This is a genomic window from Actinomyces succiniciruminis (genome assembly GCF_900002405.1).
GTDB lineage: Bacteria > Actinomycetota > Actinomycetes > Actinomycetales > Actinomycetaceae > Actinomyces > Actinomyces succiniciruminis.
On sequence record NZ_LK995456.1, the window covers coordinates 1 to 10,588 of the forward strand.

The following is a 10,588-nucleotide window of genomic DNA, read 5'->3' on the forward strand; positions in this document are numbered from 1 at the left end:
CCGGCACTGTGCTACTTCGCCGGCATCTGCGCCATCATCGGCGGTGTGCTGGCCATCTTCATCAAGAAGGTGAAGTAGCCAGGCGCAACCGACACCATCATTCCGAAACGATCCCCCACCCACCTCGTCGGGACGGGCGGACACACAACTTCACCGCACGCGACCCTGGTAATTTGGCGCCGCACCGCCGGCGGCCCGCGCGCCGCCCAGCGACATCAGCGTGAAGGAGCCTCGTGTCCGCCCGTCCCGGCACTTTCAACGACCGGTTTGCCGGCGTCGCCGACCGCCTGCGCCGCCGCTGGGAGCTCGGCTACGGCGCCTGGATCCTGGGCGCGCTGGCATTCGCCGCCTGGACCGTCCTGGTTCACACCGGACTCACCGACCGCCTCGACGCCGCCCTGACGGTGCCCGTGCTGCCACCTCGCTCGGGACGGGGGCAGGTGCTCGAGGCGATCTCCCTGCTCACCCACCCGGTGCTGATCTACACGGCCATCGCCGCGGCCGCCGTCGTCACCTACCAGCAGCGCATGCGGCGCCTGTCGACCGCCCTGACCACCTCCCTGCTCGGCCTGCCACTCCAGATCGCCATCGCCACCTGGATCGACCACGCACGCCCCTCCTCCGCCTTCGCCGACTCCCTGTCCTACCGCGGCTTCGCCTACCCCGCCGGGCACGCCGTCGCCATGACCGTGGCCGCCTGGGTGCTGGTGACGCTCACCCGAGCCCACCGCCGTCCCACCTCCCAGGTGCGCCTGTGGCGGCTGGCGGGCGTGGTCGCCGTCGCCGTCACCTGCGCGGGCCAGTGGGCCATGGGCCTGCAGTCCGTCTCCGACCTGATCGGCGGCGTGCTACTCGGCGCGACGGTGGCGACCTTCTCGCTCAGCGTGGGCGGAACCGAGGAGATCCTCGCGTCCTGGGCGCATATCGGCCTGCCGTCCGCCACCGTGGACAAGCGCGCCGCCATCGTCTACAACCCCACCAAGTTCGACGACCTGTCTCTGCTGCGTCGGCGCGTGGAATCCGAAGTGCTGGCGGCCGGCTGGCAGCCCACCCTCTGGTTGGAGACCGCCCCCGACGACGTCGGCCACGAGCAGACCCGCCGCGCCCTGGCCGCCGGCGTCGACCTGGTGCTTGCCGCCGGCGGTGACGGCACCGTGCGCGCCGTCTCCAGCGAACTGGCGGGAAGCGGCGTGCCCATGGCCTTGCTGCCCACCGGCACCGGCAACCTGCTGGCCCGCAACCTGCAGGTGCCGCTCGACACCGACGCCGCCCTGCGCCTGGCCCTGTCCGGCCCCACTCGCGCCATCGACGTCGTGCGCTGCACCTGGGACGGCGGTACCGAACGCTTCGTGGTCATGGCCGGCCTCGGCCTGGATGCCCGCATCATGGCGGACACCAGCGAGGATCTGAAGAAGGTGATCCGCTCCGGCGCCTACGTGGTGGCCGCGGTGCAGAACGCGGTGCCGAACCCGTTCACGGTGCGGGTGGAGCTCGACGGCGACGACGACAGCGGCGCCGGCGCGGGCGCCCCCGCCGCCTCCGCCGAGCACCGAGTGGTCATGGCGCTGCTGGGCAACGTCGGCACCATCACCGGCGGCATGACGATCTTCCCGCAGGCCGCCCCAGACGACGGGCGCGTGGACCTGCTGCTCACCGGCCCCAACCGGATCACCGACTGGGCCAAGGTCGGCGCCGGCCTGCTGATCGGTCAGGACGTGGACGGCGTCAGCCACCAGCAGGCCCGTCGTCTGACCCTGACCACGCCCGAGCCGGTGCCCTTCGAACTCGACGGCGACCCCGTGGGCCGCACCCGGAAGCTGGTCGCCGAGGCCGAGCCCGCCGCACTGCGCGTCGTCGTCCCGCCCGCCTCCACCTCACACCACCAACGCGCAGGCACTCATCTAGACTGAGGCGGTCCGCCGCCGACCACAAGCAGGAGCCCCATGCGTTCACGCCTCACCGTCGCACTCGGCCGCACGGCCCGCACCCTGGCTCGCCTGCGCGGCGGCGGCTCCGGTGGCACCGCCTTCCCCGGCCTGGTCATGGAGCGCACGGACCCCGACTTCCTCGCCCGCACCCTGGACCGGCTGCCGCACGGGGTGGTGCTCGTCTCCGGCACGAACGGCAAGACCACCACCACCAAGATGGTCGTCCAGCTGCTGCGCGACCAGGGCTTGAAGGTCTTCACCAACCGCACCGGCTCCAACTTCGTACGCGGAGTGCTCGCCGCCCTACTCACCGAGGTCGACGCCGCCGGCCACCTGGACGCCGACGTCGCCGTGCTGGAGCTCGACGAGGCCCACGCCGTCCACTTCGTCCGCTCCGTCAAGCCGCGGGCGGCGCTCATGCTCAACGTCATGCGCGACCAGCTCGACCGCTTCGGCGAGATCGACTACACCGCCTCCCTGCTGCGCCAGGCCGCCCTGGCCACGCGCGACGTGGTGGTGGTCAATGCCGACGACCCGCGCCTGAACGGGGAGCGCTTCCTGGGGGGCCTGGCCGCCCGCACCGCCGCCTTCGGGGTCGGCCCCGCCCTGCGCTCGGTTTTCCTGTCCGACGACGATCTGCGTACCGAACAGGCGGACGCGGGCGGCGCACCCGGGGCGCTCGCCGACGACGCCGTCGAGTCCACCGCCGACGCCGACTCCCCCTGCCCGGCTCCGCGCGTGCGCCTGGTGGCGCTGGCCGGCAACGAGGCCACCATTGAGGTGGACGGCACCGCGCACCGGGTCGCCTTCGCCATTCCGGGCATCCACAATGTGCTCAACGCCTGTGCCGCCCTGACCCTGGTGCTGGAGGTGCTTGGCAACCGGGCCGACCTGCCACGCCTGCTGGCGACCCTGTCCGAGATCCGCCCGGCCTTCGGCCGCGGTGAGGTCATCACCCTGGACGGTCGTCCGGTGCAGCTGTCCCTGGTGAAGAATCCTGCGGGCTTCCGCATGAGCCTCATGTCCGCGCCCACCGCCCAGGCCGACGCCACCAGTCGGACCGACACCGTGGATGCCGGCAGCGCGCCCAGCACCACCGCAGCACCCGCCGCGGGCCGGGGTCGGCCCGACGAGCTCATCATGATCGCCATCAACGACGAGTACGCCGACGGCCGTGACATGTCCTGGCTGTGGGACGTGGACTTCACCTCCCTCAAGCGGGCCGGAGTCGCCGTCGTCACCGGGGTACGCGCCTGGGACATGGCGCTGCGGCTGCGCTACGACGAGGTACCCGTCGGCGTCGTCGAACCGGATCTGGAGGCCGGCCTGGACGCCCTGCGCGCGCGTGCCGCTGCCGAAGACCGCCCCATGCGCGTGTACACCACCTACACCGCCATGTTGGCCCTGCGTGCTCGCCTCGGGCGGCTCACCGAGGTCGAGGAGGTCATGAAATGAGCACCGCACCCACCGTCTACAACCACACCGGCTCCGGCCCCGCCCGCGGCCGCATCCGCGTCCTGCAGCTGTATCCGCGGGACATGAACATCTACGGCGACTGGGGCAATCTGCTCACCCTGGCCCGCCGCGGGCAGTGGCACGGCTACGACGTCGAACTGCACTCCTACAACCCCGGCGACGAGATGCCACAAGAAATCGACCTGGTGCTGGGCGGCGGCGGCCAGGACTCCGGGCAGGAGCGCATCAAGGACGACCTGGTCCAAATCGGCCCGTGCCTGCGGCAGTGGGCGGAGGACGGTGTGCCGATGCTGGTCATCTGCGGCCTGTACCAGTTGTTCGGGCACCGCTTCGTGACCGGCGAGCGCTCCGAGATTCCCGGAATCGGGCTACTGGACGCCGAGACGGTGGCCGGATCGGGGCGGCTGATCGGCAACATCGTGCTGGACTCACCCGAATTCGGCCGGGTGGTCGGCTATGAAAACCACTCCGGACTGACCACGCTCGGCCCCGGCGCCGAGCCCCTGGGAACGGTGCGCTCCGGGGCCGGCAACAACGGCAAGGACGGCGCGGAGGGGGCCCGGTTCAAACACGTGATCGGCACCTACCTGCACGGCCCGATCCTGCCGAAGAACCCCGCCGTGGCCGACTGGCTGCTGCAGCGGGCGGTCGAGTTGCGCGGTGGGGCCTGGGATCCGCTGCCGATCGACGACGCCGACGCCCGCCGCGCCAGCAACATCGCCGCCGCCCGGCCGAGGTGACGCGCCGTGGCCACGCCTGAGTTCATCATCGAACTGCGCAAGAAGATCGGGCACGACCAGCTGTGGCTGCCCGGCGTCAGCGTGGTGGTGGTGGCCCCGGACGGGCGGCTGCTGCTGGGGCGACGCTCCGACAACGGCGCCTGGGCGGTGGTCTCCGGCATCCCCGAGCCCGGGGAGCAGCCGGCCGCCGCGGCCCGGCGCGAGTGCCTGGAGGAGACCGGCGTCGACCCCGAGATCGTCGGTGTGGCCGGGGTGAGCGCCGGGCGGCCGCATACCTTCCCCAACGGGGACCGCTGCGTGTTCATGGACATCACCTTCGCCGCCCGGGCGGATGCGGCCGCGGTGGCGCGGGCGCATGTGGCCGACGAGGAGTCGACGGCGGTGGGCTGGTTCGCGCCGGATGCGCTGCCGACCCCGCTGGTCGCCTCCACCCCGGGGCGCATCGACGCCGCCCTGGCGTGGCTGGCCGATCCGGCCGCAGGCGCGCGCTTCCAGTGACGGGCTCCATGGCCCCGGTCACTGGATTTCCGCTGATGCTTACCACAGCCTATCTTTGACTCGGCAAGTGGGCGCCAGCGCCCGCTCGACACCGCGACCCGCCCGGTCAGCACAGCCGATCGGCACCTACTGACCCGCACCGTGAGCGTCACCAAGACCAAGGAGCCAGACATGGCCGCACCGACCACGGCCAGCACAACATCATCTGGGCCCGCCGCCTCGATCGTTCCCCTGCCCACCCTGCCTCGTGGCACGCGCGCCCGCATCACCGCCGTCTCCGCCGATCGCGGCGATGCCCTCGCCCGGCGCCTGGCCGACCTCGGCTTCGAGCCCGGCCGCGAGATCGTGGTGGGCCGCCGCGCCCCCCTGGGCGACCCGACCGTCTACTACGTCGCCGACTATGAGCTCAGCCTGCGCCGGCGCGACGCCGCACTGGTGTCCGTGGAGGTCCTGGCGCCCGCCTCCGCGCCCGCTTCTCCATCGGAACCCGCCTCACCAGAATCCGCCGCACCGGAGACCGCCGTATGAGCACCGCCGTCGAAACCACAACGGCCCCGGGCCAGACAGGTACCCCCACCGACATGCCCTCCTGCCACGAAACCTCCTGCCACGGTTCCGTCTCCTCCACCCCGGCCAACGCCGCCGCCCGCATCGCCCTGGCGGGCGCCCCCAACGCGGGCAAGACCTCCATCTACAACACGCTCACCGGCCTGCGCGCCAAGACCGGCAACTATCCGGGCGTCACGGTCTCCCGCTCCCTGGGTGCCCTGGAGCTCTCCGCCGCCGAGACCGGCTCCGCCCCGCTCACCCTCGCCCTGGAGGACCTGCCGGGCGCCTACTCACTGGAGCCCATCAGCCCCGACGAGCGGGTCGTGCACGACGTCCTGACCGGCCACTGCCACGACGTCGCCCCGCCCGACGCGCTGCTGGTCGTCGTCGACGCCACCACCCTGTCCCGCTCTCTGGGCTTCGTCGCGCAGGCCCTCGCCCTGGGCCTGCCCACCGCGCTCGCAGTCACCATGACCGACGAGCTGACTCGCCGCGGCGGCCGGCTCGACGTCGAGGCGTTGGGCAACGCGCTCGGCGTGCCCGCGGTGCGGGTGATCGGCAACCGCACCACCGGCATCCCGCAGCTGCGCCGCACGCTCGCCGCCTGGCGCAACTGGTCGCGCGCCCCCATCGCGCCACCGACCAGCGGCCCGGAGCGCACCTCCTGGGTGGAATCGATCCTCACCGCCGCCGACTACACCGCCCCGGTGCCCGACTCGCGCACCGCCGCCGTCGACCGGGTGCTGCTGCACCCGCTGTGGGGCACGCTGGTGTTCTTCGCGGTCATGTTCACCTTCTTCCAGGCGATCTTCACCTGGGCCGCCCCCTTCCAGGACGCCATCGAGGCCGGCTTCGGGCTCCTGGGCGACGCCGTCCACACCTGGCTGGACGCCCCCGCACCGCTGCTGGCGGGGCTGCTGGCCGACGGCGTGATCGGCGGCGTCGGCGGGGTGCTGGTGTTCCTGCCGCAGATCGCCATCATGTTCCTGCTGATCGCCCTGATGGAGGGCGTGGGGTACATGTCGCGCGCCGCCTTCCTCATGGACCGGGTGATGAGCCGGGCGGGGTTGGAGGGGCGGGCCTTCGTGGCGCTGCTGTCGTCGCTGGCGTGCGCCATCCCCGGCATCATGGCCACCCGCACCCTGCCCAGCGCCAAGGACCGTCTGGCCACCATGCTGGCGGCGCCGCTGATGACCTGCTCGGCGCGCCTGCCCGTCTATATCATCATGATCTCCCTGCTGGTCGACCCCGGCCAGCGCATTGGCCCGTTCGGGGCGGCGGGCACGATCATGTTCGGCCTGTACCTGGCGGGGGCGGTGGCCGCCATGCTGGCCGCCCGGGTGGTCAAGCGCCTGACCGACCGGGACGGCGTGCTGCTGCCCTTCTACATGGAGATGCCGCCCTACCGGCTGCCGCGCGCCCGCACGGTGGCCCTGATGGTGTGGGACGCCTGCAAGGGCTTCCTTAAGAAGGCGGGCACCATCATCCTGGCGGCCACCATCCTGGTGTGGGTGGGGCTGAATGTGCCCGCCCGCTCGGAGGCGGAGTTCACCGCCCACTGCGACGCCAGCGCCGAGTGCGCGCCGATCGCCGCCGCCGTGGCCGACCCCGCCTCCTCCACGGTCCTGGACGACGACGGCGCGGTCGTAAACGACCCCGAGGAGCTGCAGTTGCTGCTGGACGCCCAGCGCACCAGCTACACCATGGACTCCTCACTGGCGGCATCCATTGGCAAGGCGATCCAGCCGGTGTTCGAGCCGCTGGGCTTCGACTGGCGGATCAACGTGGCGGTCATGTCCTCCCTGGTGGCCCGGGAGACGGCGGTGGCCACGCTCGGGCAGATCGCGGCCGCCGGGGACCCGGAGGAGCCGGGTGCGCAGCTGGCGGCCATGACCTACTCCGAGGACACGCTGGTGGCCCACGCCGGCGAGCCCCTGTTCAACCCGGCGACGGTCGCGGCACTGCTGGCCTTCTTCGTCTTCGCCATGCAGTGCATGGCCACCGCCGGGGCGATCCGCCGCGAGACCGGCACCTGGAAGTGGTCGGCGATCGCCTATGGCTACCTGTTCGTGCTGGCCTGGGTGGCCGGGGCCGCCGCCCACGCCGTCGTCGCCGCCCTGACCTGAGTGGGGGTGGCCATGAGCGTCGTCCCCACGCATCCCGTGGCGACCCCAGACCCGGCCGTGCTGCGTTGGGTGATCCCCGACGGACTGCTGGACTTCTCCGGGACCGTGGCCCGCGCCCCGCGCCTGCTGCAGACCCTGCTCGACGACGGCACCCTGGCCGGCATTGAGGTGGTGCCCGGGGCGGTACTCACGCTGCTGGGCAAGGGCCGCAGTTGGCGGGACGACGGCGCCCGGGTGCGCACCGCCCTGGTGGACGCGCTCGGCGCGCCCGGGTCGTGGGAGCCGGCGGCGGGCGCCGTCGGGGTGGGGCCGGACGAGGCGCTGGAGGCGGCGGCCCGGGAGATTGCGGCCGGGCCGGTGGGGGCGATCGCCACCGCCCACGGCGGCTCCTTCACCGTGCGGGCAGTGGCCGACGGCGTCGTCGAGGTGGCGCTGGAGGGCGCCTGCCGGGACTGCCCGGCGGCCGTGATCACCATGCATGCGCGCTTCGAGCACCTACTGCGCCGCCGCTGCCCGTGGCTGGCCGAGGTGCGCGAGGCACCGAGGTCCGCGAGCTAACGGGCTCACTCCGCCCGCGCGCTCATCGGCACCGGAATGCGTTCAGGCGGGTCGTCCCGAACGCGCGGGTGCGCTCAGCAGTGCCTTCACGTCCTCGGGGTAGGGGAAGGAGCCGGGCTGGTAGGCGCACAGCGGCTCCTCGGCGTGCAGGTCCCCGGTGCTGTTGAAGGCGCGGGCGCGGGAGCCGCCGCACACGCGGTTGTACTCGCAGGCCCCGCACTTGCCCTTGAGCCGGGAGGTGTCCCGCACCCCGGTGAAGACCTCGCTGTTGCGGTAGATCTCCGTCAGGGAGGCCTCGCGCACGTTGCCGGCGCTCTTCTCCAGGAAGCCGGAGGGGGTGACGTCGCCGATGTGGGAGATGAACATGAAGCCGTTGCCACTGGAGACGGTGATCGGAGGCCGACGCCGCCGCTCGCCGTGGTCCAGGCCCAGCTCCACGATCCGCTCCCGCAGGCTGCGATACAGCGGCCCCAGGTGCATGGCGGCGATCATGTCCTCACCCTCGATGCCCCGCTGCGCCAGCGCGTAGCGCTGCAGGGAGACGCGCCGGAAGTGGTGCCCCTCGGTGGTCTTGGCGGGCACCGCCTCGCCCATGTCGTAGAAGATGTTGAGCACGTCCTCGATCTCGGCGGCGTCCAGGCTGCCCAGGTCCACCCCGCGGCCCGTGGGCACCAGCAGGAACCCGGACCAGGTCATCGCCCCGTACTCGCGCACGAGCGCGGCGATGTCCGGCAGCTCATGGACGTTGTGGCGGGCGACGACGGAGTTGATCTGCACCTTCATGCCCAGTTCGCGGGCCGCCTGCCAGCCGGCGACGGTGCGGTCGAAGGTGCGCTCCACGCCGCGGAAGGCATCGTGGGTGGCGGCGGTGGCGCCGTCGAGCGACAGGGAGATGACCCCGGCGCCCGCGTCCTGAATGCGGGCCAGGGACTGCTTATTCAGCTTGTCCGTGCCGGAGGGGGACACGGCCATGTGCAGGCCCAGGCCACTGCCGTAGGCGACCAGCTCTGCCAGGTCGGGGCGTTCGAAGCAGTCCCCGCCGGTGATGATGAAGATGACCGCCGGCTTGCCGAAGGAGGCGGCCTCATCCATGAGGGCCTTGGCCTCGGCGGTGGTCAGCTCGCGGGGGTCGCGCAGGGGCCGGGAGACGGCCCGGCAGTGGCGGCAGGCCAACTGGCAGGCGCGGGTGGACTCCCAGGTCACCAGCATGGGGCGCTGCGCCGGGTCGTGGTGCGGCATGCGCACCGGCCGGGCGGTGCGGGGGCGCGTGGCGGTGCTCATGCGCGGGGCTGGCGTTCGGCCCACTCGTGGGGGCTGACGCGGCAGCCGGTGTAGAAGGGGGTGTCCACGCGCACGTGCAGGCGGGCCTCCGTGTAGCGCTGGCGGTGGATGACGCCCTCCAGGCGGTCCAGGGTGTCGGCCTCGAAGCCGAGCACCCACTCGTAGTCACTCATGCCGAAGGCGGCGAGCGTGGAGCCCTTGACGTCCGGGTACTTGGAGAAGCCGTTGCGGCCGTGGGCGGCCATGATCCGCGAGCGCTCCTCGGGCGCCAGCAGGTACCAGTCGTAGCTGCGCACGAAGGGGTAGACCATGCACCAGTCGCGCGGCGCCACACCGCCGAAGCAGGCGGGGATGTGCTTGCGGTTGAACTCGGCGGGCGTGTGCAGTCCCATGCAGGACCACACCGGCTCCAGGTAGCGGCCCAGGGCGCTGGCGCGCAGCCGGTGGTTGGCGTCCTGCAGCTTCTCCGGGTCGTCGTCGAGCCACCAGACCATCAGGTCGGCGTCGGAGCGGAAGCCGGCCACGTCATACCAGCCGCGCGTGGTCACCTCGGAGACGTCCACGAAGTGGGTGGACTCCCCCACCAGGCGACGGCGCGTGTCCTCCAGCGGCGGCAGCGGCGCCGCCAACCGGTAGACGGCGAACAGGGCGTAGTGATTGTTGTTGTTGACGGCGTCGAAGTCGACCTCGGCGGCGTCGCGCGGGTCGTGGAAGGGGCGGCGCTCCTCATCCTCGAAGCGGTGCAGGCGCGGGGCGCCCTGACCGGAGTCGACTTCGGGGTGGGAGTTCTCGTGGTCGCTCATGGTGTCTCCTTCGTCGATTACTGGTGGGTGGTGGTTTGGGGGTGTTCTCCGCTCGGGTGCCCGGCGGGCCGGGCGGCGGGCCGACAGCAGGTGGGAGGGCAGACGGTGTGGAAGGGACCGGTGCCGGTGGTGGACTCGGGGCGCACGTCCTCGCCCCGGGCGACGGCGGCCCGCTCGGCGAGCACGTCGGCCAGGGAGGCCACGAACTCCGGGTGCGTGCCGGCCGTGGCCGCGCGCACGTAGGGCAGGCCCAGGTGTGCGGCGGTATCGCGGGCCTCGGTGTCCAGGTCGAAAACGACCTCCATGTGGTCGGCCACGAAGCCGATGGGGGCGACGACGACGCCCGCCGGCACCGCCACAGCCCGCCCGTCGGTCAGGCGCCCGGTGGCCAGTGCCTCAAGGTGATCGTTGACGTCGGGCTCCAGCCAGCGGGCCTGGGGCGGGCCGGAGCGGGAGCAGTAGACCAGGTCCGCCTGCGGGCGCCTGCCCAGGCGGGCGGCGACGGCGTCCAGCAGCACCGCGGCCAGGCGCTCGTGCTGGGCGACGTAGGAGATCTCGGTGGACAGGTCCGCGGCAACGCCGGGCTCCGGGAGGGAAGGGCGGGGGAGCCCCCCTCGGCTACCATCCGC

General features: G+C 72.4%; 10 protein-coding genes. 7 read left to right on the top strand and 3 right to left on the bottom strand.

Going from position 1 to position 10,588, the window contains the following annotated elements:
* Nucleotides 1–233 precede the first annotated feature (233 nt).
* The 7 genes from BN1056_RS00005 (at nt 234) to BN1056_RS00035 (ending at nt 7,875) form a co-directional block, all read left to right on the top strand.
* The gene (locus BN1056_RS00005) at nt 234–1,910 is read left to right on the top strand and encodes a bifunctional phosphatase PAP2/diacylglycerol kinase family protein (protein WP_244671403.1); all 1,677 of its coding nucleotides are present in this window, start codon (nt 234–236) and stop codon (nt 1,908–1,910) included.
* Between the two features lie 33 nt (nt 1,911–1,943).
* Entirely contained in the window at nt 1,944–3,383 is a 1,440-nt protein-coding gene (locus BN1056_RS00010; protein WP_210578097.1) for a Mur ligase family protein, read from the top strand.
* Nucleotides 3,380–4,144 carry a type 1 glutamine amidotransferase gene (locus BN1056_RS00015; protein WP_210578099.1) on the top strand — a complete coding sequence of 255 codons (765 nt, stop codon included), beginning with the start codon at nt 3,380–3,382 and terminating at the stop codon, nt 4,142–4,144. Before BN1056_RS00010 ends, BN1056_RS00015 begins: the two co-directional genes overlap by 4 nt.
* Nucleotides 4,145–4,150: 6 nt before the next feature.
* Nucleotides 4,151–4,642 carry an NUDIX hydrolase gene (locus tag BN1056_RS00020; RefSeq protein ID WP_210578101.1) on the top strand — a complete coding sequence of 164 codons (492 nt, stop codon included), beginning with the start codon at nt 4,151–4,153 and terminating at the stop codon, nt 4,640–4,642.
* Between the two features lie 171 nt (nt 4,643–4,813).
* A complete protein-coding gene (locus tag BN1056_RS00025) occupies nt 4,814–5,170 on the top strand; it encodes a FeoA family protein (protein WP_210578103.1) in 357 nt (118 codons plus the stop codon).
* Nucleotides 5,167–7,317, top strand: a complete 2,151-nt coding sequence (gene feoB / locus BN1056_RS00030) for a ferrous iron transporter B (RefSeq protein ID WP_210578105.1) — start codon at nt 5,167–5,169, stop codon at nt 7,315–7,317. Before BN1056_RS00025 ends, feoB begins: the two co-directional genes overlap by 4 nt.
* A 12-nt stretch (nt 7,318–7,329) precedes the next feature.
* Nucleotides 7,330–7,875, top strand: a complete 546-nt coding sequence (locus tag BN1056_RS00035) for a NifU family protein (protein WP_210578107.1) — start codon at nt 7,330–7,332, stop codon at nt 7,873–7,875.
* Between the two features lie 42 nt (nt 7,876–7,917).
* On the opposite strand, the gene BN1056_RS00040 is transcribed toward BN1056_RS00035, so the two are convergent.
* The 3 genes from BN1056_RS00040 to BN1056_RS00050 all read right to left on the bottom strand — a co-directional run.
* A complete protein-coding gene (locus tag BN1056_RS00040) occupies nt 7,918–9,156 on the bottom strand; it encodes a TIGR04053 family radical SAM/SPASM domain-containing protein (protein WP_234415958.1) in 1,239 nt (412 codons plus the stop codon).
* Nucleotides 9,153–9,959 (bottom strand): hydrogen peroxide-dependent heme synthase, encoded by an 807-nt coding sequence (hemQ, locus tag BN1056_RS00045; RefSeq protein ID WP_210578109.1) that lies wholly within the window; start codon nt 9,957–9,959, stop codon nt 9,153–9,155. Before hemQ ends, BN1056_RS00040 begins: the two co-directional genes overlap by 4 nt.
* A gap of 17 nt (nt 9,960–9,976) precedes the next feature.
* Nucleotides 9,977–10,588, bottom strand: a 612-nt coding sequence (locus BN1056_RS00050) for a ferrochelatase (RefSeq protein WP_210578112.1), incomplete at its 5' end; no start/stop codon positions are given.

Coding starts and splice junctions, on each gene's coding strand:
- BN1056_RS00010 (WP_210578097.1), top strand. CDS start 1,944: ATGCGTTCACGCCTCACCGTCGCACTCGGCCGCACGGCCCGCACCCTG.
- BN1056_RS00015 (WP_210578099.1), top strand. CDS start 3,380: ATGAGCACCGCACCCACCGTCTACAACCACACCGGCTCCGGCCCCGCC.
- BN1056_RS00025 (WP_210578103.1), top strand. CDS start 4,814: ATGGCCGCACCGACCACGGCCAGCACAACATCATCTGGGCCCGCCGCC.
- feoB (WP_210578105.1), top strand. CDS start 5,167: ATGAGCACCGCCGTCGAAACCACAACGGCCCCGGGCCAGACAGGTACC.
- BN1056_RS00035 (WP_210578107.1), top strand. CDS start 7,330: ATGAGCGTCGTCCCCACGCATCCCGTGGCGACCCCAGACCCGGCCGTG.
- BN1056_RS00040 (WP_234415958.1), bottom strand. CDS start 9,156: ATGAGCACCGCCACGCGCCCCCGCACCGCCCGGCCGGTGCGCATGCCG.
- hemQ (WP_210578109.1), bottom strand. CDS start 9,959: ATGAGCGACCACGAGAACTCCCACCCCGAAGTCGACTCCGGTCAGGGC.